We start from the raw sequence: 24,319 nt of genomic DNA on the forward strand, positions 1-24,319 counted from the left end.
TCCTCATGAGGGTGCACTCACCCAACGTAGATTTTCCGTTATGGTACCTATCAATTTATGAAAGCACAGCCAGCCCTGAACGACGACCACCCGGTTAGCACCTATTTTCGCGCGGATGATCCACAATGGCACTGGTTAGAGCAGCGTGACAGCGCCGATGTCAGCCAATTTTTAAAATCGGCAAACCAGCAGCATGCCGAGTGGTTCAAACCGCTGGAACCGCTTGCCGACGCGCTTTATGAAAGCCACCTTCTCCGCCGGGAACTCGCGGTTACCAGCCTTCCGACAACGCTCGACCACTTTACGTTCTGGAGCGAAACGGCGGCTGACGAGGAATACCCCCGCTGGTGGCGTCACCCTAACGGTCAGCCCGACGCCCCTGAATGCGTTCTAGCGGTGCCCGACCTTGCCGCCGGGCAGCCATTCTACGAAATGGGCGACATGGCGCTGTCACCCGACGAAGCATGGCTGGCCTGGACCGACGACACTCAGGGGGACGAACGCTTCACCCTGTGGCTGAAACGCCTGCCCGACGGTCAACCGGTCCAGTTGCTGAGCGACATCGGCCCCGGCATCTGCTGGGCAGAAGACCAAACCGCTGGCAGTGCATCGCTGCTGTTTACCCGCTTCGACGACACGCAGCGCCCGGACAGCATTTGGTGCCTGCCGATCAGCCTTGACCACACACCGCAACCCCAGACAGCGACATTATTGCTGCGCGAGGACGATTCGGAGTTTTGGCTGGGCATGGGCAAAACCCGTTCGCGCGAGTGGCTGGTGCTTGAAAGCGCCTCCAAAGACACCAGTGAAGTACACCTGGTGCCAGCCCGTACACCGACCCATGCCCCACGCTGCCTGCAACCTCGCCAACCAGGCGTTGAGTATACGATAGACCACCGCCCCGGCGTATTTTATCGGCTGCATAACCAAGCCAGCACCCACTTCCAGTTGGATGTTTTAGCCATCGATGAATTGGACAAAGACTCGCCGGCTTGGCAGCCGCTCGTCCCAGCGCGGGAAGACGCCACCCTGGAGGGGGTTGACGCCTTCGCCTGGGGGCTGATGCTCGCTGAACGCGATCATGACCTAGCACAGGTGCGACTGCGTCGCCTGGACATCAACCCACACCAGCAAATCACCCGGGACGACTACCTCGACCAACACGAGACCCTGTGCTCGCAGTTGCTTGAAGACGCACCCCACTTCGATACCCAGGTGCTGCGCCTGCGGGAAGAGTCGTTTACCCGTCCGCCCAGTTGGTATGCTCTGGACCTGACCACCGGGGAGCGCACGCTGCTCAAACGCGTGCCGGTATATGGCAGCCTGGCCCCCGAGCATCTCGTCAGTCAGCGGATATGGGCAACCAGTGCCGATGGCCAGCGAGTTCCCGTCTCGGTAGTCACGCGTAGCGACCTGGCCGACCAGCCGCTGCCAACCCTGTTATATGGCTACGGCGCTTACGGTGAACCGCTCGACCCGTGGTTTTCCATCGCTCGCCTGGAACTGCTCGAACGGGGTGTCGCCTTTGCCGTGGCCCACGTGCGCGGGGGCGGCGAACGTGGCGAACCCTGGTATTTAGACGGCAAAATGGCCCACAAGGAACACAGCTTTGACGACTTTCTAGCCGCCCGTGATGCCCTGGTGTCGCAAGGCTTGAGCGACCCGCAGCGAATTGTTGCCTGTGGTGCCAGCGCTGGAGGCCTGCTTGTCGGCACCTGCCTCAACCGTGCCCCTGAATCGTTTTGCGCCGGTGTCCTCGAGGTTCCATTTCTAGACGTGCTGCGCACCATGCAGAATCCGTCGCTGCCACTGACCACCGCCGAATACAGCGAATGGGGCAACCCGACCGACCCGCAGGTGGCCGAGCGCATCCGCCATTATTCGCCCATCGACAACGTGACGGCCCAGCGCTACCCGGCACTATGGCTGGAAGGGAGTTGGTTTGATACCCGGGTTAGCTACTGGGAACCGGCGAAATTCTATGCGCGGGTTTGCCAACTCCAGCAAGGCGACGCCCCGGTATTGCTACATACCGACATGAGCAGCGGTCACGGCGGCGCCTCCGGTCGTTTTAAGGCGTGGCGCGACGCGGCTCGCCAGGATGCCTTTATTCTCTGGGCGCTGGGCTTGGTGGATTAAGATACAACGATGCCAAGGAAGGCATGTTACATGGGTAATACGGCGATGATATGGGATTCCAGCCGGTGTTCGGGGACATCATCCTGAGAAACGGCATAGCCTCTCACGCTCACCCCTTTGCGATGTACGCGCTCGGCATCGTTGCTGAGTAAAGGATGCCAGCCCGCCAGCTTGCGCCCTTCGGCAACGCGCCGGTAACCGCAGGTGGATGGCAACCAGGTGAATTCTCTCACCAGCTCAGGGGTCAGCTGAGTACAGTCGGGCACGAAGTCAAAACGATTTTCGTAATCGCTGCACTGGCAAGTGTGCGTATCCAGTAATCGACAGGCCACATTGAGCACGGCCAACTCCTGGCTTTCCTCATCATGCAGCTTTAACAGGCAGCATTGCCCGCAGCCGTCGCAGAGCGCCTCCCACTCATCCGTGGTCAATTCTTCCAGCGTATAACGCTCCCAAAAGCGCTCACGTAACGCGCCTGTCATCGGATCACCTTCACTTGCTACTCGTATGCGTTGGGAAGCGACGCTCGGTACCCAACGCTTCAAAAAGCGCGGGCCAGAGTTCATCAAAATCGCTCTTCAATTGAGCGTAATCCTCGTGCAGCCATGGGACAAGCTCCGCCAACCGGTTGGGTTCCGAGAGCCGTCGGCCAACGCCGGCAATGGCCTGACAGGTAAAATCAAAATCGGCATAGCGGCGCAGCCAGTCGTGAGTGACCAAAGGCTCTACCATGGGGGCCAGGCGGTCAGGCGCCGAGCGCTCATTCAACAGTCGATAGCACCGCTCGATCAATACCGGCTGCGAGGCGTCGGTATGGTGCTCCAGGGAGAGAAAGTGGTCCCAGACAATATCCAGTGCAATGCCCATGAAGCGTCGCTGAGCGGGTGGCGACCGACGTAACGCCGCCTTGACGCACGGATGCCCGTCCACCCAGGCATCCACACGGCGGTGGTGACGGATACCCAGGGCCGTATCGTCAGGCCAGGCGGCCAGATCGCGACCCTTGACCCCATCGGCAATCAGATTGCCGTAGAGAAAGTCATCACTGCCGTCGCGGGCCAGCCAGGCGTGGGCCAGAAAGTTCATTCGCCTGGCGGGTTGCTGGAACGCTGCTGAGCCAGGTGTTCCGTCAACAAATCTGTTTCGTTGCCAGGCGGCATTTGCAGATAAAAGCCCTGGGAATTAATCGCCTCGATGATGTCTGCGGCGCTGGCACGCGCCAGCTTTTTATCAGTGGTCAAGATCATGGTGAGCAACGCCTGGGGCTTGCCAAACGACGCCAGTAGCGCCTCGGGGACATGCGTGAGTCCCTGACGCTTATCAACGTAAAGATACATCTCCTCTTTACGCGAGCTTTTGAAAATCTCGCACAGCAGTTTATCGCTCACTCAGCCTGCGCCCCCAGCGCCGTCGTCAGATCATCATTCAGCCGCTCACCTCGCCAACCGGTGGGCAGGATTAGCGGTGTCCCCGCCAGCGATTGCATGACCAACGCCTCCAAATCACGACGGCGCAGCAGCACCTCCGGGGCAAGCCCCAATTCATCAGCGTGGCCTTTAACCACTTTCTTTAACGCCTTGAACCGCTGTTTGAAGGCTGGCTGCATCGGGTCCGGCCAGGGCGTGGGCAACGCCTCACTGGGCGTATGCTGGGCCTGCTTGACGAATCCCAGCAAGGCATCGCCTTCCTTCTTGACCAACGGTGGCGTCATGCCTTCAACACGGGCCAGTTCATAGCGATTGGAGGGCATCGCCTCGGCGATGGCCATCAAGTGCTTATCGCTTATCAGCCAGTTACGCGGTATATCGCGGCGGCGTGTCTCGCCTTCCCGCCAGGTGGTCATCAACTGATACGCTTTCAGCTGAGGCGCAGTAAGTCGCCATAGTTGGCGTTGCCGGGTGTACCACTGCGTGTCGTTGTCATCACTGCGGCCCGCCTGGTCGATCAGTTGGCGACAGTCGTTCTCCAGCCAGACAAACCGATCAAGGTCTTGGAGCTTTTCACGCTGTTTTGCCCATACATCGAGCAGATAAATAACGTCCAGCGCGGCATACTCACACTGCGCGGCGCTCAAGGGGCGCTCCAGCCAGTTGGAGCGGGTTTCTTCCTTGGGCAAGGTTCTACCGACCCAGGCCTCGACCAGCTTCTGGTAACCCATGCTGGGATTTTCCCCCAGAAACCCTTGCGCCACCTGGGTGTCGATCAGCGGACTCGGCAACACGCCTGCCCAGATTTGAAACACCTCCAGGTCTTCACTGCAGGCATGCAGCAGCTTGACGGCTTGATTCTGCAGCAACGCTCGAAAGGCATCGGTACAGGGCGTTGCCAGCGGGTCGATCAGATACGCATGCTCACCCGCACTGAACTGGATGAGCGCCGGGACGGGAAAAAACGTTTTCTCGCGAAAAAACTCCGTATCCAACGCAATGACAGGGGCATCGGCCACCTGTTGGCAGGCTTCATCGAGGGCCTGCGGCGAGGCAATCCAGCTGATGTCAGCGGGTTGAAATGAGGACAAAAGTCTATTCCCTGTTCACACAACCGCCTGAGCGCTTGCTTAAGATAAATTATTCACTACTGAACGGCTGGCGGCCGTTGAACGCTCGACTCAGCGTGCCACCGTCTACGTACTCCAGCTCACCGCCCATGGGGACACCGTAGGCAAGCCGCGATAGCGATACACCATGATTCGCCAGCAAGGCGGCAATATAGTGCGCCGTCGCCTCACCTTCCACCGTGGGGTTGGTGGCGAGCACCACTTCTGTTACCTGCCCTTCCGCGACTCGGGCTTCAAGCACATCCAGGCCAATCGCATCAGGCCCAATGCCATCCAGCGGCGACAGGTGGCCGTGAAGGACGAAATAGCGTCCCTGAAAGCCACCGGCTTCTTCAATCGCCAATTGATCTGCAGGTGATTCCACCACGCATAGCAGATGGTCATGGCGGCGTGGGCTTTCACACAACGCGCAGATATCCGCTTCTGTCAGCGTTCGGCAACGCTGACAGTAGCCGACTTCGTCAATCGCCTGCTGAATGGTGGACGCCAGCTTCTGACCGCCGGGTCGATCCCTTTCCAGCAGGTGCATCGCCATTCGCTGTGCTGTTTTGGGACCAACCCCCGGCAGCACGCGAAAGGCTTCCATCAGTTGCTCGACAAGCGGAGAAAACCGCATCATTTAAAATGGCATTTTGAAGCCGGGGGGCAGATCAAGCCCGGCAGTGGCTTCTTCCATTTTGGCCTTTGAATTGACCTCGACTTTGCGCACTGCATCGTTGACGGCAGCGGCCAGCAGATCTTCCAGCAGTTCTTTGTCTTCCTGCATGACGCTCTGGTCGATATCGACCGAAATCACGTCATGACGACCATTCATGGTCACTTTGACCATGCCGGCTCCGGCTTCGCCCAATACTTCTGCCTCGGCCACTTCTTCCTGGGCACGCTGCATTTTTTCCTGCATCTCTTGGGCTTGCTTCATCAAGTTGCCCATGCCGCCTTTCATCATGGTAAGACTCTCCAATCATCAGTGGATCGCACAGCGTTAGCGCGACGCTTCAACAGGTTTGACGCTGGTTTCGACCAGCTGTGCGCCGAAAGCCTGCATTAACTCTACTACATGGGGGTCGCGCTGCAAGACATCAACCGCGTGAGCGTGACGCTCCGCCTGGCAACGCACTTCGCGTTGCCGAGGGGTTTCCAGGGCATCGGCAAGGGCTTCAACATGAAACACCACGCGACGGGTAACGCCCAGCTCGGCCAGGGCATTCTCGATGCGCGTCTGGTGAACCTCGGCTTGCATCGCCGACTGGCTAGGCGCTAACCGCAGCGTGAGGGTGTGGCCATCATCATTGTCGAGCTGGCAATGGGCGGCCAGGTTACGCGTCAGGCCGCCCAGCCCCAGGGCATCGAACTGCTCAAGCCACTGCGCGTGATCCCAATACTCTGCCGGAGGTGAACAAGCGCTGACTTGCGCAGTTGGCTCTGGTTCTGGTTCTGGTTCTGGTTCTGGTTCTGGTTCTGGTTCTGGTTCTGGTTCTGGTTCTGGTTCTGGTTCTGGTTCTGGTTCTGGTTCTGGTTCTGGTTCTGGTTCTGGTTCTGGTTCTGAGGTTAGCGTTGACTCATCCTGAGACGCGTCAAGGGCCCATGGCGGCGCAGGTGACGTATCTTCATTGTTGACCGACGCCGGAGATGCCGGCGAATCCTCTGGCTTTGCTTCTGGCTGCTCGCTGGCAGGCGCCTCTTCAGGCGCTTCGGGCTGGATAGGCGCTTCCGGCTGAAGCGGTAGCTTCGTTGTCGGCGGCTTGGGCACTCCCTGAGGGCGGAACGCCAGCATTCTCAGCAGCGTCATTTCCAGCGCGCTGCGCAAATCGGGGGCATGTTGCATATCGCCACGCCCCTGAATACCGATTTGATAGTACAGCTGGATATCCTCGGCGCTGAAACGCGATGCCAATTGCAGGATCACGTCACGGTCACCGTGGCTGTTATCCACCGCGTCGGGGACCATCTGCGCCACTGCCAAGCGGTGCAATACGCCGGTAACGTCATCCAGCACGGCGGCAAAATCAGGACTTTGCTCGGCCAACTGACCGATTTCCGCCAGCAAGCGGGCAACGTTAACCTCCGCCAACGCCTCTATCAGCGCAATCACATGGCGGTGATCCAGAGTGCCCAGCATCGCCGCCACATCCGCATGCCTGACGGCGCCTTGACCAAAGGCAATCGCCTGATCAGTCAGGCTCATGGCATCGCGCATGGAGCCTTCAGCCGCTTTACCCAGTAGCCAAAGCGCACTTTCGTCAAACGCGACACCTTCACTGTTCAGTATGTGCGTCAGGTGTGTCACCACGCGTTCCGGCGGCATGTGCTTGAGCGTGAATTGCAGGCAGCGCGAAAGCACCGTCGCGGGAAGCTTTTGCGGATCGGTGGTCGCCAGCAGGAACTTGACGTGAGGGGGAGGCTCTTCAAGTGTTTTCAGCAGCGCGTTGAAACTGCTTGTCGAGAGCATGTGCACCTCATCGATGAGGTACACCTTATAGCGCCCTTGAGTCGGGGCGTATTGAACGTTATCGAGCAGTTCACGGGTGTCTTCGACTTTGGTGCGCGAGGCGGCGTCCACTTCAATCAAGTCGACAAAACGCCCTTCATCGATGGCCTGGCAGCTATCGCACTGACCACAAGGGGTTGAGGTAACCCCCTCGTCGCCGCGACCATTGGCGTTACAATTCAGGCACTTGGCAAGTATGCGTGCCAGCGTGGTCTTGCCCACGCCCCGCGTACCGGTAAACAAGTACGCATGGTGCAGGCGCCCCTGGTCAAGCGCATTGACCAGGGCACGCTGCACATGGGCCTGGCCCACAAGCTCGTGAAAAGTACGCGGGCGCCATTTACGGGCCAGAACCTGATAGCTCATTGAGCATGACATCCTTGGGCGGTGTGGCTTCAGAGCCAAGATAAAAGGTTATTCTAGCGACTGCGCCACGACCCGCCAACCGTCTACCCAACGGGCCAGGCAAACCTGTTAGGGATTGTCACCGCTTTCATTGGCAGCGGCGCGTTGGCCCGCCTCTTTTACCAGCGTTTCGAGCTCGCCGTTCTGATGCATCTCGATCACGATATCGCAGCCGCCGACCAGCTCACCTTCAACCCACAGCTGCGGGAATGTCGGCCAGTTGGCAATTTTCGGCAGCTCGGCGCGAATGTCTGGATTATCCAGCACGTTGACAAACGCAAAGCGTTCGCCGCAGCTCATCAGTGCTTGCACGGTTTGCGCTGAGAAGCCGCACTGCGGCAACTGAGGCGTGCCTTTCATGTAAATCAGGATCGGGTTTTCACTGATTTGACGCTGAATATTGTCGGCTGTGGTGCTCATAGAGTCTCCTGCAGAGATTGGCCTCGATGGTCGGTTCGACGGCGCACCGCCGGGTGGCCTCAAGGCGATTGATAGATAGTGCAGCATGCTTGAGGCATGGCGTTTTTAATACCCGAGCATACTACTCAACCTTATACGGTGATTGCCATTCTACGCGTGCCAACCACGTTGCGCATCCCCCAGGGCATCGCTAGGATAGGGTTTTTGCGCGGAGACTACCTTCATGGCGACACGCCATTTTCTGACGTTACTGGACTTAACGCCCGACGAACTGAACTATTTGATTCAGCGTGCCATCACTGTCAAGAGCAACTTGAAGGCGCAGGGACCACGTTACACGCCGCTGCCTAACCGCACGCTGGCGATGATTTTCGAGAAATCATCAACTCGCACGCGCGTTTCGTTCGAGACAGCCATGGCGCAATTCGGCGGCCATGCCCTGTTTCTCTCTCCCCGTGACACGCAGTTGGGACGCGGCGAACCCATTGAAGACACTGCCCGCGTGTTGGCCGAAATGGTCGATGCCGTGATGATTCGCACCTTTTCTCACGCCGGTCTGGAAACCTACGCCAGCGCTAGCAGCGTTCCGGTCATCAACGCGCTGAGCGATGACTACCACCCCTGCCAACTGCTCGCCGATGTCATGACCTGGACCGAGCTTCGCGGCAGCGTCAAGGGGCGGACGGCCGTATGGGTGGGCGATGGCAATAACATGTGCCACTCCTGGATCAATGCCGCGCGTCAATTCGACTTCCACCTGCGGATTTGTTGCCCCAAGGGGTATGAGCCGCGAGCCGACATCATGGCGGCCGCTGGCGACCAGGTGACACTCCTGCACGACCCGCAAGCCGCCGCCGATGACGCCGACCTGATCACCACGGATGTCTGGGCCTCCATGGGGCAAGAAGAAGAACAGGCCAAGCGCGAGGCGGATTTCGCAGGGTTTCAGGTCACCGAGGCGTTGCTTGATAAAGCCAAGCCTGACGCGCTGTTTCTGCACTGTCTGCCTGCTCACCGCGGCGAGGAAATCAGTCACACGCTACTTGACGACCCGCGCGCCGTGGTTTGGCAGGAAGCCGGCAACCGCCTCCATGCCCAGAAGGCGCTAATCGAGTTCTTGCTACTCGGCAAGGTGAGTTCTTAGCAACTCTGCTGCTTCGTCCCGCAACCGACAAAAAAACGCCCCACCGGTGAACCGATGGGGCGTTTTTTAGAATATTCATGGTGGAGCCTAGCGGGATCGAACCGCTGACCTCAACACTGCCAGTGTTGCGCTCTCCCAGCTGAGCTAAGGCCCCACATGCTGTCGTTGCAACAGCGAGGCGCATACTACGATGCCAATTGTCGTTGGTCAAGGTTTTACGTATTTCACCGTTTACTAATTCTCCTTTGCTGACAGCTGTGGCACTCTATAGGACATAACAGGGTCACATAGTCGAGTTAGCCTGCTTGTTTAGCACTGATGGGCGCAAGCGACACCGACCCAGCTTCTGGAATCCACCGCATGCAAAATGTGCCCCTTCAATGCAGGAGCTTGTCCTTTGATCAACGTTTTAATTGCCGATGATCACCACCTGGTGAGAACAAGCATCGCCCACCTACTGAACGATGAAACCGATATTCATATCGTCGGTGAGGCCGATGACGGGGAAAGTGCCGTTTCCAAGTGCCGTCAGTTGAGACCCGATATAGTGCTGATGGACATCCGCATGCCGGGCATAGGTGGTCTGGAAGCCACGCGTCGCATTCATCGTGGCATGGCAGACATCAAGGTACTGATTCTTACCGGCTATTTAGAGGATAACGTCGCCCGGCGCATGCTCGAAGCGGGGGCCGCAGGGTTCTTGAGCAAGGGGACCAACGCCACTGAAATGGTTAACGCCATTCGTGACGTCTTTCATGGGCGACGCTATATCAGCCAAGAAATTGCCCAGCGGCTGGCCATGTTACACTTCCACACTGAAGACAGCCCATTCGCTCACCTGTCGCACCGCGAACTGCAGATAGCGCTGATGATTGTTAACTGCCAGCGGGTTCAGGATATTTCTGACCGTCTGCACCTGAGCCCCAAGACAGTTAACACCTACCGCTATCGTCTGTTTGAAAAGCTTCAGGTAGCCACCGACGTGGAACTGACCCACCTTGCGCTACGCCACAATTTGGTTGAGGGGTTTGATCAAGCAGAAAGTTGATCTCTCGTTGACTACCGGGCGGCGATAAAGGCAGCAACGCTTGACTATGACCTTTGATGCAAAACAGTTTTTAAGCACGGTAAGCACGTCTCCCGGCGTTTACCGGATGCTCGACACAGAGGGCAACACCCTTTATGTCGGCAAGGCGAAGCGCCTGAAAGATCGCTTGGCCAGCTACTTCCGCGGCCAACTCAACACCAAAACCCAAGCCATGGTTGGGCGCATTGCGGATGTCCAGGTCACCGTCACCCGCAGCGAAACAGAAGCCCTGCTGCTCGAACAGACGCTCATCAAGGAACTGCGGCCTCTCTACAACATACTGTTGCGCGATGATAAGTCATACCCTTTCGTGTTCGTCAGTGACCGCCACCCCTACCCCGCGCTTGAATACAAGCGGGCGCGCCAACGGCGTGGTGATGGACGCTATCTCGGACCTTACCCCAGCAGCGGCGCCGTCCGTGAAAGTCTTGCCCTGATGCAAAAGATATTCCGTATCCGCAATTGCGAAGATAGCGTTTTCGCGAACCGGTCGCGCCCATGCTTGCAGTATCAGATTCAGCGCTGCAGCGCCCCCTGCGTGGACTACATCTCTGCCGAAGATTACCAGCGCGACGTTGAACACGCTGTGATGTGCCTGGAAGGCAAAAGCGAACATGTCACCCAGGAGTTGACCGCATCAATGGAGGCGGCAAGCCAGGCGCTGGATTTTGAAGAAGCCGCGCGCTTTCGTGACCAGATACAGCAATTGCGTCAGCTTCAGCAGCGTCAGTTTGTCGATACCGAAAGCGGCAATGCCGATATTTTCGCCCTGGCCCAGCGCCCGGGCGCACTGGGCATCTCGGTTCTGAGCGTGCGCGATGGCCGTTTACTTGGCGCACGCCACCACATGCCCAAAAACGATCTCGACTTGTCCCCGGAGCTGCTGTTGACCGAGGTGGTCAGCCAGTACTACCTGGGCCAGCCGCATAATATTCCCAGTGAGGTGATCACCAGCCATCCGCTTGAAGATGCTCAGTTATTGTCTGAGGCACTCTCCCAGCACGCCGGAAAGCGCATCCGGGTTACCAGCCAGGTACGCGGCCACCGCGCCCAATGGCAACACCTGGCCATGACCAACGCCGAGCAGCAACTGGCCTCCCAGCTCGCTAACCAGAGCCAACTGAGTGAGCGCTTCAGCGCCCTGCAAGAGGCACTCGGGCTTGAGGAAACGCCCCAGCGATTGGAATGCTTCGATATCAGCCACAGCCACGGCGAAGCCACCGTGGCCTCGTGCGTGGTGTTTGATCAGCAAGGGCCTCGCAAGGGCGATTATCGCCATTTCCGCATCGAGGGCGTGGCGGCGGGGGATGACTATGCGGCCATGCAACAGGCGTTAACGCGGCGGCTCAAACGAATTAAAAATGGCGAAGCGGTAGCGCCGGATATTTTAATTGTCGACGGCGGCAAGGGGCAGTTGAACATGGCGCGCGAGGTGTTGAGCACGCTGGAGATCAGCTCCATCACCCTGCTGGGCGTGGCCAAAGGCACCACACGAAAAGCCGGCCTTGAAAGTGTGTTTCTCGACACGCCTGACCACCCATTACCGCTCGACCCCGCTTCTCCGGCGCTGCACCTTATTCAACATATTCGTGACGAATCACACCGCTTTGCCATTGCAGGCCACCGCGCCCAGCGCGATAAAGCACGGCGCACGTCGACACTTCAGGACATCCCCAAGGTCGGCCCCAAACGGCGGCGTGAACTGCTGCGTTTTTTTGGTGGTTTGCAAGGTGTGCAAAAAGCCAGCCGCGCCGAACTCGCCCGCGTTCCAGGCATAAGCGAAGCCCTGGCCGAAAGTATTTATCGCGCACTCCATGGATAAAACCCATCGTGAACATGGATGCCATAGGCCAAGGCAGATAGAATAGCGCCAGACACGTTGTTTCCATGACTCCACGGCAAGGATCGCACTCCGCGATGAATATACCCAACATACTCACGCTCGCAAGAATCGCGTTTATTCCCCTGCTGGTGGTGCTGTTTTACCTGCCTTTCAGTTGGAGCATGCCTATCGCCGCGGGCTTGTTCGCCCTGGCATCGATCACCGACTGGCTTGATGGCTACCTGGCGCGTCGCTGGGATCAGTCCACGCCGTTCGGGGCATTTCTTGACCCTGTCGCCGATAAACTGATGGTCGCCGTCGCCTTGGCATTGCTGATCGAGCGCTTTGATACGGCACTACTGACGCTCCCCGCACTGGTGATCATCGGGCGTGAAATTGTCATTTCAGCCCTACGCGAATGGATGGCGGAAATGGGCAAGCGCGGCATGGTGGCCGTCTCCTGGATAGGCAAGCTAAAAACCACCCTGCAGATGGTCGCCATACTGGTGCTGCTCGCCTTCTCCCCGGCGCATCCGCTGGCGCAAATCGGCGTGGTTATTCTTTACGCCGCGGCGATATTAACGCTCTGGTCGATGATCCAGTATTTAAAATCTGCCTGGCCCCATCTCAGTCGCTCAATGTGAGTCTCAACACGACCTGATAGCGGAAATGTTTGATTGACAAGATAAACGCGTTGCGTATAATTCGCCCTCGAGTCGAGCGGGAATAGCTCAGTGGTAGAGCATCGCCTTGCCAAGGCGAGGGTCGGGAGTTCGAATCTCCTTTCCCGCTCCAACTTGGATAGTGTGGATAAGCAAGTGAGGGTCGTGAGCTGGTGCGCCAGTCCGATCGAATCTCCTTTCCCGCTCCAACGACTCACCGAGGCTGGATGGCAGAGTGGTTATGCAGCGGACTGCAACTCCGTGTACGCCGGTTCGATTCCGACTCCAGCCTCCATCTTTCTGGTGCACCGATTCCCATCGCTGCGCTGCCCGGATGGCGAAATTGGTAGACGCAAGAGACTTAAAATCTCTCGGGGGCAACCCCGTGCCGGTTCAAGTCCGGCTCCGGGCACCATCCCTGATCTCCCCCGATATTTTTTTACCTTGTCAGTTTTTTAGCTGTTATTAACCGCGCTGAAAAATCCAGTGCCTGCGTTATCGCCATCTGCCTGACACCGCGCTATGATGCCTGCCGTCACCCCGAACGCTATCAGCCATCGCTGATCCGTTGACTCACAGCCCAGGTCAAGCCCGCTAAGGAGTACCCCATGACGACGCCCACCTCAGAGATATTGATCATCGGTGGCGGCGTTGCCGGCTTAACCCTTGCCTTGACCGTGGCTGATACGCACCGTGTTGCGTTGATACGCCCGGCGCAGGACGACAAGGGCGCCAGCCGCTGGGCACAAGGGGGCATTGCCGCCGTGCTTTCACCTGACGATCATGTCGATGCCCACGTCAACGATACCTTGGTTGCCGGTGACGGCCTGTGCGATGAGCAAGCGGTGCGCTTCACAGTCGAGCACGGCCCGGACGCCATTGCGTGGCTGATTGATAGCGGCGTGCCCTTTACACCCGACCGCTCTGTCGACGCGCGCTATCCCTTTCACTTGACACGTGAAGGCGGTCATAACGCACGGCGTATCATTCACGCTGACGACGCCACCGGGCGCGCCGTGGTCGATACGCTGTTAGAACGCGTCTCGGCGCACCCCAATATCCAGCAGCACCACCACCTTAGCGTGGCGGGGTTGATGCAAGACGCCCAAGGGGCATGTATAGGCGCTTACGCGCTCGACGAGCAACACCAGTGGCATACCCTGACAGCACAGCACACGGTACTCGCTACCGGGGGAGCCAGCGGCCTCTACCAACACACCACGACCCCCGCCCCCAGCAGTGGCGAAGGCATGATCATGGCGGCAGAACTCGGTGCCACCCTGATGAACCTGGAGTTTCAACAGTTTCACCCCACCTGCCTGTACGACCCAGATGGCCCGGCCTTTCTGATTAGCGAAGCCGTACGTGGCGAAGGCGGTCACCTGCTCAATTCGGCTGGTAAGCGCTTTATGCCTGCACTTGACGCCAGAGCCGAGCTGGCCCCCCGGGATGTTGTCGCGCGCGCCATTGACGCCGAGATACAGGCCCAGGCACTGCCCCATGTATGGCTGGACATACGCCATTTGGGGGTAGAAGCTATCCAGCATCACTTCCCGACGATTCAGACGCACTGCGCATCGCGCGGGATCGACATCACCCAACAGCCCATTCCCGTGGTTCCCGCCGCACACTATAGCTGCGGGGGGGTCGCCACCGACCTTACCGGCGCCACTGGCGTACCGGGGCTCTTCGCCATCGGCGAAACAGCCTGCACGGGGCTGCATGGGGCCAACCGTATGGCCAGCAACTCATTGCTGGAGTGCTTGGTGTTTGCCCGGAGTTGCGCCCACGCCATTCAAACGACCGCCTCCGCCGCAAGGCAATACGACGTCAAATTGCCGTCGCTCCCCGGCGCCGATGCGTTTACCGACACCCAGATCGCAGCGTTGCGTAAACAGCTACGTGCCACCATGAGCCAGCACGTCGCCATTGTGAGAAGCACTGCTGGCCTCGCCGCTGCCAGCAAGGTCCTCACCGAGATAGCCACCGCACTTGGCGAGCTGAGCACTGGCAAGATGACGGTCGAGGCACAGCGCTTGCAGCAGTTGATCAACCTTGCACGGTTAACGGTCACCGCGGCGCAGCAGCGGCATGAATCGAGAGGCTTGCACTACACCATGGATTGGCCCAGTCACGCTGAACATAGCCAGCCGTCCCGGCTCACTCTCAATGATCTAGCCAAGGGCTAGTTGCCTGTCGGACGGCACATTTAACGACCGGGAGAGTGAAACAGACGGCGTACCGCCCGGTGCGCTTCCCAGGGAATGCTATCGGGCCATAGCCAGACGCGCTGTTGACCCACTTTCAGGCCTACCAGCCAAGGCGTCAGGTAGTCACAACTGACGACCAATGACTCATCAAGCTCGCCTTGTGGCAGCAACCAGCGGCCAAGGGGTTCTTGCGCGCGAGGCAAAAGATAAAGGGTGCCATGGGGCAGGCAACGAATGCTGCGCCAAAGGCACCCTCCTCCCACTAACACCACGACAGCAGTCAACGCCCAACCCACGGTTGCCAGGCACATTAAAGCAAGCCCCAGCAGCAGGGCGCCGTGTAGCCCAACCCAGAGCCTAGAGCGTTCGATAGGCAGAATTATCGGTGCTTTCGGCATGCTCGACGATCATCTTCACCATACGACGCAGGACAGGGTCGCCCGGCCATTCCCGGCGCATCAGCCAGACAAACAAATCCTGGTCTTCTTCATCAATCAGTTGCTGAAAGGCGCGCTGATCACCTTCCTCCAACTGGTCGTAACGCTGTTCCAAAAAGGGAATTAACAGTAAATCCAGCTCCCACATACCTCGACGTGAGTGCCAGTAAAGCCGCTTGCGGGCGATAGCGGCTGGGGATGTGTCGTCGCTCAACGTTGGCCTCTCTTGGGAAAAAATGGAATAAGGTGTCAGTATACCTAAGCCACAGGGTCGCGCCAGGGCCTCGCTTGGCCTATGCTAATATCGATTGTAGTACCTTGTTTTATCTAAATTGTTTTATCTCCGATTGCGCAGTATGCTGAATAAGGTGACAGAAAGGCCGTATTGATCGACCTTAAACGTCCGCAGGGAGCCAACCGATGACCAAATCTGAATTAATCGAACAAATTGCCATGCACCAACCAGAGCTGTCGGCCAAAGAAGTCGAGACCGCCGTCCGGATTATTCTCGACGACATGACCGACGCGCTTTCCAGTGGCGGGCGGGTGGAAATTCGTGGTTTTGGGAGTTTTTCACTTCACTACCGCGAGCCACGCACAGGGCGTAACCCGAAAACCGGCGAACCCGTCGAGCTTGACGGAAAGCACGTTCCTCATTTTAAGCCGGGCAAGGAATTACGCGAACAGGTCGATGCGAGCCGTGCATTGGGGTATTGACATAGCAAGGCGTTATTGCCGTTTGCCAGGCATTAAAAGCGGATTCATGCCTTCTTTGGGATGACGTCGGGCGGCGACTCGTACACAATGGCACTACCGTGAAAGCTACTGATTAGGAACTTCTCATGCGTTGGATAAAAGGGCTGATTCTGGCCATCATTTTGCTGGTAGTACTGCTGGTGGGTATTTTGTTTGCGGTCAATAACCAGCAAGCCATTGCGCTGAACCTGATTTGGCTGGAGCTACCCGCCGTCTCGTTATCCGTTTGGCTATTGGCAACGTTAACGTTTGGCGTGCTTATTGGCATGCTGGCCATGATTGGCGTGTATATACGCCTCAAAGCCAGATTGGCCCGTAGCGAACGGCAGAACAAACAACAAAGCAAGGAACTTGACCAGCTACGCACGCAGGAGTTTAAGGAACTGGCTTAAATGCTGGACATCGCGCTGCTGGGCGTTTTATTCGTCGCTATTGCGATTGGCTACGGGCTCGGCTTTCGCCAAGCGTCCCGGCGGTCAAGCGAACGTTCGGGCCCTACCCACAACGGTCTCTCCCGGGATTACTTTGTCGGACTCAACTATCTGCTCAACGAGCAGCCCGACGAAGCCATCAATACCTTTATCAACGCACTGGATGTCAATAGCGACACGGTTGAGACCCACATCACTCTGGGCCGCCTGTTTCGTTCGCGGGGCGAAGCCGACAAAGCCGTCAGCATTCACCAAAATCTGCTGGCGCGCCCGGCACTTTCCGATGCCACTAACGCGAAGGTTCAACTGGAGCTCGCGCGTGACTTTGTGGCGCTGGGTGTCCATGACCGGGCACAGCGGCTGCTCAGAACGCTGCTCGACCAGGATCATGACAGCGAACTGCGCTACCCTGCCAAACGACTACTGATCGATCTATTAGAGCGGGAAAAAGACTGGCAAGCCGCCGTGGATACTGCCGCTCCACTGTTCAAGCAGTACCCCAATATCCGCCGTGCAGCGGCCCACTGGCAGTGCGAACTGGCCGAACTCGAGACCGCCAATGCCAGCCGCGCGCTTGCCAAACGCCATTTGAAAAAAGCCCTGCAACTTGATCCCCAGTGCGTTCGCGCCAATCTACTGCTGGCCGGGCTCGAAATGGAAAATGGTCATTATCCGCAGGCGACTGGCTACTTGACGCGCATTCTTGATCAAGATAACGCCCACCTTCCAACCATGTTGCCAGCGTTAAAGCGCGCCTACCTGCGCAACAACGATGAGGACGGGCTTGAAACCCATCTACGCAAGCTAATTGCCGTCGCGCCCTACACTAGCTTAATCATCGAACTGGGAGAGCTGATCCATCACCGGGATGGGGTCGACGCCGCGATTGGCGTTACCGGCGAACTACTCGGCCAGGCCCCTAGCTTACGGGGACTCAACTATCTGGTTGATCTGTATATTGAAAGCCAACGCCTGCAGGGTAGAGACGCACCGGACACGCGGCTGGTGCTGCTCAAGCATCACACCGAAGCATTGCTGAAGGATCGCCCCCGCCACCGCTGCCAACGCTGTGGCTTTACCAGCGATGCCCTGCAATGGCAGTGCCCCACTTGCCGTTACTGGGGCACGATCAAACCGATTATCGGGGTTGAGGGCGAATAACGGTTCCCTATGCCAGCTCTTGCTCGATAGCTTTCAGCGCCTCCATGGGACTCTCTGCCTGGGTAACCGGCCGCCCGACGACCAGGTGCGTGCTGCCCGCCTGCATCGCGTCCCTGGGCGTCATGATCCGTTGCTGGTCATTGGCCGCAGCGAAGGCAGGCCGAATGCCTGGCGTCACTTTCAAGAACTCGCCACCACACAGCGACGCCAGTTGAGCCGATTCCTGAGCCGAACATACCACACCGTGCAAACCACTCTGCTTGGCGAGCTGGGCCAGCCGCATCACCTGATCGCTAACCGATGACAATACGCCGACCTCCTCCAGATCGCTTTGCTGCATGCTGGTCAGCACCGTCACGGCGATCAGGTGAGTGGTGAGGCGCTGTTGCGCCAGTCGCGTCGCGGCGGCTTCCATCATGGCCCTACCGCCGCTGGCATGCAGGTTGACCATCCACACGCCCTGCTCTGCGGCCGCCTCTACTGCGCTGGCCACCGTATTGGGAATATCATGGAATTTGAGGTCAAGGAACACGTCGAAACCACGCCCGTGCAACGCTTCAAGGACGGCAGGTCCGCTGCGGGTAAATAGCTCTTTACCGACTTTAAGCCGACACCGGGACGGATCCAACTGATCCGCCATACATAGCGCCGCATCCAGCGAAGGGTAATCAAGTGCAATAATCAGCGGTGATTCAGTGCCAGCCATACCAAGCTCCCCAAGTGTTTCGGCGCATTATATCAGTCCCTCCGGCTCGCTATGTAAGCCTTTTGCCATACGTGTATAGCAAAACGCTTACATAACGCATCGCTAATTTCCGACAGCATCGCTCTGAAATCCAGTTAAGGTGAAAGAGCGGGGCTTCCCCGTTCACGATAGGACTGATAACCACCATTAGGAATGAAGCGACCATTAAGGGGCTTAGGATGAAGCTATCATTGAAAGGATTATTCGCCGCATTACTCTTCAGCATCGGCATTGGGGTTGCCAGCAACGGTCTGGCCCAGGACATTGCCCCGATCAACGTCAACAGCGCCGATCCTGAATTACTCGATGAGCTGCCGGGTGTCGGCCCTAGCCGAGCCGAAGCCATTATTGAAGAGCGTGAAGCAAACGGCGACTTCGAAAATGCCGATGACCTTACCCGCGTCAGTGGCATTGGACCGGCAACGGTTGACCGCATGCGCGATCAGGTCACCTTTGAAGACTGACATGACAACGCTAAACGCCGCCCGATTACGCCGCCAGCGAATCGGGCGGTTCATCGTTTACGGCGTCATCTCCCATAGCGCCATAAAGCGGTTAACCGGCATAGACGTAAGCGCTGCATGATCCTCGCAGACCTGCATGATCTGCGCACAGCGGTGTGCTGGAAAGCGTGTGGCTAGGTTGCGCTGAAATTTTTCAAGTAACAACGGCATGCCTTCGTCGCGGCGTCGCCGATGACCCAGCGGGTACGCCACGGCGACCTTTTCAGTGGCCGTACCATCATCAAAAAACACCTGAACGGCATTGGCTATCGAGCGCTTTTCAGGGTCTAAGTAAGCGCTTGAATAATCAGGGTCCTCTTCCACTACCATCTTTTCGCGAAGCTGATCAATCAGCGGGTGCGCGGCATGAAAGCCGTCTTCATAGTGATCCGCGGTTAATGTCCCCTGCATCAGCGGGACGGCCACCATGTACTGCAGGCAGTGATCACGGTCGGCAGGGTTGGCAAGCTGGCCGGTTTTGGAAATGATCCGGATGGCCGCCTCATGGGTTGTGATCACAATGCGCTCGATAGACGACAAGCGATCTTTAACCTGAGGATGTAACGTCACCGACGCTTCACAGGCAGTCTGAGCGTGAAACTCAGCGGGAAAGGCCACCTTGAAGAGAATATTTTCCATCACGTAGCAGCCCAGCTCACGCTGGAAGCGTAGTTGACGCTCGCCGTCAGGCTTAAGACTGAGGTCTTTATTGCTATGGCTGAAGGCGATGTCGTAAAACCCCCATTGAGGCGCGCTCAAGGCACTGGGAATGCCCATTTCACCGCGCATGGCGATATCCGCGAGACGCACAGCGCGCGAGGTAGCATCGCCTGCCGCCCAGCTTTTCCGGGAACCGGCATTGGGGGCGTGACGATAGGTGCGCAAGCTCTGACCGTCTACCCAGGCATGGGAAAGCGCCGACAGCAGCTGCTCACGGTCAGCGCCCATCAGTTTGGCGACAACCGCAGTGGAAGCCACTTTCACCAGCACCACATGGTCCAGCCCAACGCGGTTGAAACTGTTTTCCAGCGCCAGCACGCCCTGAATCTCATGGGCCATGACCATGGCATGCAGGACGTCCTCCATCACCAGAGGAGCAGCGCCTTCGGCTACTCGCTTCTGGGAGAGATGGTCGGCAACGGCAAGAATCGCGCCCAGGTTGTCAGAAGGGTGCCCCCACTCAGCGGCGAGCCAGGTATCGTTGTAATCGAGCCAGCGCACCATTGCACCGATGTCCCAGGCCGCCTTGACCGGGTCCAGCCGCAGCGACGTGCCCGGTACGCGAGCACCATGCGGCACTGTCGTCTCCTCGACCAGCGGGCCAAGGTGCTTGGTACACGCCGGGAAGCGCAACGCCAGCAACCCACAGCCCAGCGTATCCATCAAGCAGTAGCGCGCCGTCGTCAGCGCCTCCTCGGACGGGGCACGAAAGTTGAGGACGTAGTCGGCCAGCGTTTGCAGTTCAGGGTCATAGTCAGGACGATCATTAACGTCGGCGGTATGCATGTCTTACCCCCTTACAGGTTCAGCGTATCTCCCGGAACGCGCACGCTGCCTTCCATCAATACGCGCGCGCTGCGGCTCATGACAGCTTTGTCTATTTGCCAGCGCCCGTCCACCAGACTTGCCTGAGCACCCACCCGCAAACTGCCCGATGGGTGCCCGAAGGTGACCGCATCGCGCTCACCGCCTCCCGCCGCCTCGTTGACCAGGGTGCCTTTGATCGAGGCCGCCGAGGCAATCGCGACAGCGGCAGTGCCCATCATGGCGTGGTGGAGTTTACCCATGGAAAGCGCCCGCACCAGCAGGTCGACATCACAAGCGTTTATCGTTTTGCCACTCGACGCCGTATACCCCGCCGGCGGTGCGACAAACGCCACTTTAGGCGTGTGTTGCCGGTTGGCCGCTTCATCCAGATGTTTGATCAGCCCCATACGGACGGCTCCGTGGGCGCGGATTGTTTCAAACATCGAAAGCGCCTTGCTATCGCCGTTAATAGCTTCCTGAAGCTCGGTACCGGCATACCCGATGTCGGCGGCATTGATAAACACCGTGGGAATACCGGCGTTGATCATGGTGGCTTTGAGCGTGCCCACGCCCGGCACCTCCAGATCATCGACAAGATTTCCGGTGGGGAAAATGGCCCCTTCACCGTCGGCCGGGTCCATAAAGGCCACCGGAATCTCGGCAGCGGGAAAGGTGACGCCGTCGAGCTCAAAGTCGCCGGTTTCCTGTACCTCTCCGTTGGTCACCGGCACTCGCGATACAATGGTCTTCTGGATATTGACCTGCCAGATACGCACCTCGACCACGCCGTTTTCAGGGATGCGACCAGGATCAACGAGGCCATTGGTAATCGCAAAGGGACCCACCGCCGCCGAGAGATTGCCGCAGTTACCGCTCCAATCGACAAACGGCTTGTCGATAGCGACCTGGCCAAACAGGTAATCCACATCGTGCTCGGGCGATTCACTTTTCGACAGAATCACCGTTTTACTGGTGCTGGACGTGGCTGCCCCCATACCGTCGATTTGCTTCTCATAGGGGTCGGGGCTGCCGATCACCCGTAACAGCAGTTTGTCGCGCGCCTCGCCGGGCTGCCGGGCGGCATCGGGCAAGTCGTCGAGCTTAAAAAACACACCCTTGCTGGTCCCGCCACGCATATAGGTGGCGGGGATTTTGAGTTGAGGGCCGTAAGGCATTTGACGTTATCTCCGACTAGGCGGCTGTCGATTCCAGGAAGTCCTGGGCAAAGCGCTGCAGTACGCCACCAGCGGTGTAAATCGACACCTCCTCGGCGGTATCCAGACGGCAAATCACCGGCACGCGCTCGGTACTGCCACTTTGGCGATGTATCACCAGCGTGAGCGTAGCGCCCGGCTGTGGGGTGCCCTCCACATCGTAAATTTCGGTGCCGTCCAGCTCCAGCGTGTGGCGCGTTGTGCCTTCCCCAAACTGCAGCGGCATAACACCCATGCCGATCAGATTGGTGCGGTGGATGCGCTCGAACCCCTCGGCAACAATCGTCTCGACGCCGGCCAGCGCGACCCCCTTGGCTGCCCAATCGCGGGAAGACCCCTGACCGTAATCAGCACCAGCAATAATGATCAGCGGCTGCTTGCGGGCCATGTAGGTTTCAATGGCTTCCCACATCCGGGAAACCTTACCTTCGGGCTCAATTCGGGCAAGCGACCCTTGCACCACATTACCCTGCTCGTCGCGGACCATTTCATTGAACAGCTTGGGGTTTGCCAGCGTGGCACGCTGAGCGGTCAAGTGATCACCCCGGTGGGTGGCGTAGGAGTTAAAGTCCTCCTCGGGCAGGCCCATCTTGTCCAGGTATTCACCCGCCGCGCTATTCAACTGAATCGCGTTGGAAGGCGACAGGTGATCGGTCGTGATATTGTCCGGCAAAATGGCCAGCGGGCGCATTCCTTTCAAGTCGCGCTCTTTGGCCATATTGCCTTCCCAGTAGGGCGGACGACGAATATAGGTACTCTGAGGGCGCCATTCATACAGCGGGCTCACCTGGGTGCGCGCGCTCTTTTGAAGGTCGAACATCGGGATGTACGTATCGCGAAACTGCTCGGGTTTTACCGACGATTTCACAATCGCATCGATCTCGCTGTCATCTGGCCAGATATCCTTAAGCGTGACCGGATTCCCCTCTGCATCGTACCCCAGGCTATCCTTTTCGATATCAAAGCGAATGGTGCCCGCAATGGCATAGGCCACCACGAGTGGCGGCGAGGCAAGAAACGCCTGCTGGGCATGGGGATGTATCCGTCCGTCAAAGTTGCGGTTTCCGGACAGCACCGCCGTAGCGTAGAGATCCCGGTCGATAATTTCCTGCTGAATCTTCGGGTCCAGCGCGCCGGACATGCCGTTACAGGTCGTGCAGGCGTAGGCCACCACACCAAATCCCAGGTCTTCCAGCTCGCTCATCAAGCCGGCTTCTTCCAGATACATCTTGACGGTTTTCGAGCCCGGCGCCAGCGATGACTTGACCCACGGCTTACGCAGCAGACCCAGCCGATTGGCGTTACGGGCGATCAGGCCCGCCGCCACCATATTGCGCGGGTTCGACGTATTGGTGCAGCTGGTGATCGCCGCGATAATGACCGCGCCATCAGGCATTCTGCCCGCCTGTTCTTCAGCGCGGGCTTTATCCAGATCAACCGCGATGCCGCGCTTGGCAAGCTCGGAGGTCGGCAGATGGGCATGGGGATTGGAAGGCCCCGCCAGGGTACGCGTCACGCTGGATAAGTCGAAGCGCAGCACCCGCTCGTATTCGGCGCTTTTCAAGCTGTCCGCCCAGAGACCGGTATGCTTGGCGTAAGCCTCGACCAGCGCCACCTGCTCGTCCTCGCGCCCAGTAAGCTTGAGATAGTCGATGGTCTGGTTGTCGATGTAAAACATCGCCGCCGTGGCACCATACTCCGGCGTCATGTTGGAGATCGTTGCACGATCACCAACAGTTAGCGCATCGGCGCCCTCGCCGTAAAACTCCAGGTAGGCGCCGACCACCCGCTCGCTACGCAGAAACTCGGTAATCGCCAGCACCATATCGGTACCGGTCACGCCCGGCTGTAGTCTGCCGGTGAGTTCCACACCAACGATATCCGGCAGGCGCATCATCGACGCGCGGCCGAGCATCACGCTCTCCGCTTCAAGGCCGCCCACACCCACTGAAATCACGCCCAGCGCATCAGTCATCGGCGTGTGGCTATCGGTACCCACGCAGGTATCAGGAAACGCCACGTTCTGTTGAACCTGCACTACCGGCGACATTTTCTCCAGGTTGATCTGGTGCATGATGCCGTTGCCCGGCGGGATCACATCGACGTTCTCGAAGGCCACTTTCGTCCAGTTGATAAAATGGAAACGATCGTCATTGCGCCGGTCTTCCACCTGACGGTTTTTCTCGAAGGCGTCTTTTTCAAAGCCCGCGTGCTCCACCGCCAGTGAGTGGTCGACGATCAACTGCGTCGGCACCACCGGGTTGACCTTCGCCGGGTCACCGCCTTTATCGGCAATGGCATCGCGCAGGCCCGCCAGGTCGACCAGCGCGGTCTGGCCGAGAATGTCGTGGCACACGACCCGCGCCGGGTACCAGGGAAAGTCCAGGTCGCGCTTACGCTCGATCAGCTGTGTAAGGGCATCCGTCAGCAGCTCTGGATCGCAGCGGCGCACCAGCTGCTCGGCGAGTACCCGAGAGGTAAACGGCAGCGTTGCGTAGGCGCCGGGCTGGATTTCCTCCACGGCCTGATAGGTATCAAAATAATCGATGGTAGCCCCGTCGACCGTGACACCCGGCAGCGGTTTGCGATAGTTGGTGTTCATCGTCATTCT

General features: G+C 58.4%; 24 protein-coding genes and 4 tRNA genes. 13 read left to right on the top strand and 15 right to left on the bottom strand.

Features of this window, described 5'->3' with window-relative positions; all coding sequences use genetic code 11:
* The first annotated feature begins 57 nt into the window (after positions 1-57).
* Complete coding sequence (locus tag HXW73_RS11200; protein ID WP_186253188.1) at positions 58-2,139, top strand: S9 family peptidase; 2,082 nt, start codon at positions 58-60, stop codon at positions 2,137-2,139.
* Between the two features lie 26 nt (positions 2,140-2,165).
* Here the strand turns inward: HXW73_RS11200 and HXW73_RS11205 are convergent, their stop codons facing one another.
* The 8 genes from HXW73_RS11205 to grxD form a co-directional block, all read right to left on the bottom strand.
* Entirely contained in the window at positions 2,166-2,621 is a 456-nt protein-coding gene (locus HXW73_RS11205; protein WP_186253189.1) for a YcgN family cysteine cluster protein, read from the bottom strand.
* Between the two features lie 10 nt (positions 2,622-2,631).
* Complete coding sequence (locus HXW73_RS11210; RefSeq protein WP_186253190.1) at positions 2,632-3,225, bottom strand: acyl carrier protein phosphodiesterase; 594 nt, start codon at positions 3,223-3,225, stop codon at positions 2,632-2,634.
* The gene (locus HXW73_RS11215) at positions 3,222-3,527 is read right to left on the bottom strand and encodes a YcgL domain-containing protein (protein ID WP_186253191.1); all 306 of its coding nucleotides are present in this window, start codon (positions 3,525-3,527) and stop codon (positions 3,222-3,224) included. Before HXW73_RS11215 ends, HXW73_RS11210 begins: the two co-directional genes overlap by 4 nt.
* Complete coding sequence (rnd, locus tag HXW73_RS11220) at positions 3,524-4,657, bottom strand: ribonuclease D (protein WP_186253192.1); 1,134 nt, start codon at positions 4,655-4,657, stop codon at positions 3,524-3,526. Before rnd ends, HXW73_RS11215 begins: the two co-directional genes overlap by 4 nt.
* Positions 4,658-4,706: 49 nt before the next feature.
* Positions 4,707-5,312: a recombination mediator RecR gene (gene recR, locus HXW73_RS11225; RefSeq protein WP_186256000.1), complete on the bottom strand. Its 606-nt coding sequence runs from the start codon at positions 5,310-5,312 to the stop codon at positions 4,707-4,709.
* A gap of 3 nt (positions 5,313-5,315) precedes the next feature.
* Positions 5,316-5,642, bottom strand: coding sequence for a YbaB/EbfC family nucleoid-associated protein (locus tag HXW73_RS11230; protein WP_066319816.1), 327 nt, complete (start codon positions 5,640-5,642; stop codon positions 5,316-5,318).
* A 36-nt stretch (positions 5,643-5,678) separates the two neighbouring features.
* Positions 5,679-7,550, bottom strand: a complete 1,872-nt coding sequence (gene dnaX / locus HXW73_RS11235) for a DNA polymerase III subunit gamma/tau (RefSeq protein WP_186253193.1) — start codon at positions 7,548-7,550, stop codon at positions 5,679-5,681.
* A 108-nt stretch (positions 7,551-7,658) separates the two neighbouring features.
* Positions 7,659-8,009, bottom strand: a complete 351-nt coding sequence (gene grxD / locus HXW73_RS11240) for a Grx4 family monothiol glutaredoxin (RefSeq protein ID WP_186253194.1) — start codon at positions 8,007-8,009, stop codon at positions 7,659-7,661.
* A gap of 223 nt (positions 8,010-8,232) precedes the next feature.
* Here grxD and argF point away from each other — a divergent pair, with 223 nt between their 5' ends.
* Positions 8,233-9,153, top strand: a complete 921-nt coding sequence (argF, locus tag HXW73_RS11245; protein ID WP_186253195.1) for an ornithine carbamoyltransferase — start codon at positions 8,233-8,235, stop codon at positions 9,151-9,153.
* Between the two features lie 78 nt (positions 9,154-9,231).
* Here argF and HXW73_RS11250 read toward each other — a convergent pair.
* Positions 9,232-9,307 (bottom strand) — tRNA-Ala (locus HXW73_RS11250).
* Between the two features lie 243 nt (positions 9,308-9,550).
* Between HXW73_RS11250 and uvrY the strand changes: the two genes are divergently transcribed.
* The 7 genes from uvrY (at position 9,551) to nadB (ending at position 14,913) form a co-directional block, all read left to right on the top strand.
* Positions 9,551-10,201 (top strand): UvrY/SirA/GacA family response regulator transcription factor, encoded by a 651-nt coding sequence (uvrY, locus tag HXW73_RS11255; protein ID WP_186253196.1) that lies wholly within the window; start codon positions 9,551-9,553, stop codon positions 10,199-10,201.
* Positions 10,202-10,247: 46 nt separating this feature from the next.
* Positions 10,248-12,062: an excinuclease ABC subunit UvrC gene (gene uvrC / locus HXW73_RS11260; protein WP_186253197.1), complete on the top strand. Its 1,815-nt coding sequence runs from the start codon at positions 10,248-10,250 to the stop codon at positions 12,060-12,062.
* Positions 12,063-12,157: 95 nt separating this feature from the next.
* Complete coding sequence (gene pgsA, locus HXW73_RS11265) at positions 12,158-12,706, top strand: CDP-diacylglycerol--glycerol-3-phosphate 3-phosphatidyltransferase (protein ID WP_186253198.1); 549 nt, start codon at positions 12,158-12,160, stop codon at positions 12,704-12,706.
* 76 nt (positions 12,707-12,782) lie between these two features.
* A tRNA-Gly gene (locus HXW73_RS11270) sits at positions 12,783-12,857 on the top strand.
* An 88-nt stretch (positions 12,858-12,945) separates the two neighbouring features.
* A tRNA-Cys gene (locus HXW73_RS11275) sits at positions 12,946-13,019 on the top strand.
* A gap of 33 nt (positions 13,020-13,052) precedes the next feature.
* A tRNA-Leu gene (locus HXW73_RS11280) sits at positions 13,053-13,139 on the top strand.
* A gap of 193 nt (positions 13,140-13,332) precedes the next feature.
* Entirely contained in the window at positions 13,333-14,913 is a 1,581-nt protein-coding gene (gene nadB, locus HXW73_RS11285; protein WP_186253199.1) for an L-aspartate oxidase, read from the top strand.
* A 20-nt stretch (positions 14,914-14,933) separates the two neighbouring features.
* Here nadB and HXW73_RS11290 read toward each other — a convergent pair whose 3' ends face one another.
* Both HXW73_RS11290 and HXW73_RS11295 read right to left on the bottom strand, forming a co-directional pair.
* Positions 14,934-15,332, bottom strand: coding sequence for a hypothetical protein (locus tag HXW73_RS11290; RefSeq protein ID WP_240538614.1), 399 nt, complete (start codon positions 15,330-15,332; stop codon positions 14,934-14,936).
* Complete coding sequence (locus tag HXW73_RS11295; protein WP_186253200.1) at positions 15,292-15,585, bottom strand: FAD assembly factor SdhE; 294 nt, start codon at positions 15,583-15,585, stop codon at positions 15,292-15,294. The genes HXW73_RS11290 and HXW73_RS11295 overlap by 41 nt, the downstream gene beginning before the upstream one ends.
* Before the next feature lie 206 nt (positions 15,586-15,791).
* Here HXW73_RS11295 and HXW73_RS11300 point away from each other — a divergent pair, with 206 nt between their 5' ends.
* The 3 genes from HXW73_RS11300 (at position 15,792) to lapB (ending at position 17,719) form a co-directional block, all read left to right on the top strand.
* Entirely contained in the window at positions 15,792-16,088 is a 297-nt protein-coding gene (locus tag HXW73_RS11300) for an integration host factor subunit beta (RefSeq protein WP_186253201.1), read from the top strand.
* Between the two features lie 125 nt (positions 16,089-16,213).
* Positions 16,214-16,519, top strand: coding sequence for a lipopolysaccharide assembly protein LapA domain-containing protein (locus tag HXW73_RS11305; protein ID WP_186253202.1), 306 nt, complete (start codon positions 16,214-16,216; stop codon positions 16,517-16,519).
* Positions 16,520-17,719: a lipopolysaccharide assembly protein LapB gene (gene lapB, locus HXW73_RS11310; RefSeq protein WP_186253203.1), complete on the top strand. Its 1,200-nt coding sequence runs from the start codon at positions 16,520-16,522 to the stop codon at positions 17,717-17,719.
* A gap of 7 nt (positions 17,720-17,726) precedes the next feature.
* Here lapB and pyrF read toward each other — a convergent pair whose 3' ends face one another.
* Positions 17,727-18,425 (bottom strand): orotidine-5'-phosphate decarboxylase, encoded by a 699-nt coding sequence (pyrF, locus tag HXW73_RS11315; RefSeq protein ID WP_186253204.1) that lies wholly within the window; start codon positions 18,423-18,425, stop codon positions 17,727-17,729.
* A 218-nt stretch (positions 18,426-18,643) separates the two neighbouring features.
* Between pyrF and HXW73_RS11320 the strand changes: the two genes are divergently transcribed.
* Entirely contained in the window at positions 18,644-18,928 is a 285-nt protein-coding gene (locus tag HXW73_RS11320) for a ComEA family DNA-binding protein (RefSeq protein WP_186253205.1), read from the top strand.
* 57 nt (positions 18,929-18,985) lie between these two features.
* On the opposite strand, the gene HXW73_RS11325 is transcribed toward HXW73_RS11320, so the two are convergent.
* The 3 genes from HXW73_RS11325 to acnD are packed head-to-tail and all read right to left on the bottom strand — an operon-like array spanning position 18,986 to position 24,310.
* Positions 18,986-20,473, bottom strand: coding sequence for a bifunctional 2-methylcitrate dehydratase/aconitate hydratase (locus HXW73_RS11325; RefSeq protein WP_186253206.1), 1,488 nt, complete (start codon positions 20,471-20,473; stop codon positions 18,986-18,988).
* A gap of 11 nt (positions 20,474-20,484) precedes the next feature.
* Positions 20,485-21,669 carry a 2-methylaconitate cis-trans isomerase PrpF gene (gene prpF / locus HXW73_RS11330; RefSeq protein WP_186253207.1) on the bottom strand — a complete coding sequence of 395 codons (1,185 nt, stop codon included), beginning with the start codon at positions 21,667-21,669 and terminating at the stop codon, positions 20,485-20,487.
* Positions 21,670-21,685: 16 nt separating this feature from the next.
* Positions 21,686-24,310 (bottom strand): Fe/S-dependent 2-methylisocitrate dehydratase AcnD, encoded by a 2,625-nt coding sequence (acnD, locus tag HXW73_RS11335; RefSeq protein WP_186253208.1) that lies wholly within the window; start codon positions 24,308-24,310, stop codon positions 21,686-21,688.
* Positions 24,311-24,319: the final 9 nt, after the last annotated feature.

Source organism: Halomonas sp. SH5A2, from assembly GCF_014263395.1.
GTDB lineage: Bacteria > Pseudomonadota > Gammaproteobacteria > Pseudomonadales > Halomonadaceae > Vreelandella.

What these genes read in the sequence shown, in the direction of transcription:
- HXW73_RS11200 (WP_186253188.1), top strand. Translation starts at nt 58, where the DNA reads ATGAAAGCACAGCCAGCCCTGAACGACGACCACCCGGTTAGCACCTAT.
- HXW73_RS11205 (WP_186253189.1), bottom strand. Translation starts at nt 2,621, where the DNA reads ATGACAGGCGCGTTACGTGAGCGCTTTTGGGAGCGTTATACGCTGGAA.
- HXW73_RS11210 (WP_186253190.1), bottom strand. Translation starts at nt 3,225, where the DNA reads ATGAACTTTCTGGCCCACGCCTGGCTGGCCCGCGACGGCAGTGATGAC.
- recR (WP_186256000.1), bottom strand. Translation starts at nt 5,312, where the DNA reads ATGCGGTTTTCTCCGCTTGTCGAGCAACTGATGGAAGCCTTTCGCGTG.
- HXW73_RS11230 (WP_066319816.1), bottom strand. Translation starts at nt 5,642, where the DNA reads ATGATGAAAGGCGGCATGGGCAACTTGATGAAGCAAGCCCAAGAGATG.
- dnaX (WP_186253193.1), bottom strand. Translation starts at nt 7,550, where the DNA reads ATGAGCTATCAGGTTCTGGCCCGTAAATGGCGCCCGCGTACTTTTCAC.
- grxD (WP_186253194.1), bottom strand. Translation starts at nt 8,009, where the DNA reads ATGAGCACCACAGCCGACAATATTCAGCGTCAAATCAGTGAAAACCCG.
- argF (WP_186253195.1), top strand. Translation starts at nt 8,233, where the DNA reads ATGGCGACACGCCATTTTCTGACGTTACTGGACTTAACGCCCGACGAA.
- uvrC (WP_186253197.1), top strand. Translation starts at nt 10,248, where the DNA reads ATGACCTTTGATGCAAAACAGTTTTTAAGCACGGTAAGCACGTCTCCC.
- pgsA (WP_186253198.1), top strand. Translation starts at nt 12,158, where the DNA reads ATGAATATACCCAACATACTCACGCTCGCAAGAATCGCGTTTATTCCC.
- nadB (WP_186253199.1), top strand. Translation starts at nt 13,333, where the DNA reads ATGACGACGCCCACCTCAGAGATATTGATCATCGGTGGCGGCGTTGCC.
- HXW73_RS11290 (WP_240538614.1), bottom strand. Translation starts at nt 15,332, where the DNA reads ATGCCGAAAGCACCGATAATTCTGCCTATCGAACGCTCTAGGCTCTGG.
- HXW73_RS11300 (WP_186253201.1), top strand. Translation starts at nt 15,792, where the DNA reads ATGACCAAATCTGAATTAATCGAACAAATTGCCATGCACCAACCAGAG.
- HXW73_RS11305 (WP_186253202.1), top strand. Translation starts at nt 16,214, where the DNA reads ATGCGTTGGATAAAAGGGCTGATTCTGGCCATCATTTTGCTGGTAGTA.
- lapB (WP_186253203.1), top strand. Translation starts at nt 16,520, where the DNA reads ATGCTGGACATCGCGCTGCTGGGCGTTTTATTCGTCGCTATTGCGATT.
- pyrF (WP_186253204.1), bottom strand. Translation starts at nt 18,425, where the DNA reads ATGGCTGGCACTGAATCACCGCTGATTATTGCACTTGATTACCCTTCG.
- HXW73_RS11320 (WP_186253205.1), top strand. Translation starts at nt 18,644, where the DNA reads ATGAAGCTATCATTGAAAGGATTATTCGCCGCATTACTCTTCAGCATC.
- HXW73_RS11325 (WP_186253206.1), bottom strand. Translation starts at nt 20,473, where the DNA reads ATGCATACCGCCGACGTTAATGATCGTCCTGACTATGACCCTGAACTG.
- prpF (WP_186253207.1), bottom strand. Translation starts at nt 21,669, where the DNA reads ATGCCTTACGGCCCTCAACTCAAAATCCCCGCCACCTATATGCGTGGC.
- acnD (WP_186253208.1), bottom strand. Translation starts at nt 24,310, where the DNA reads ATGAACACCAACTATCGCAAACCGCTGCCGGGTGTCACGGTCGACGGG.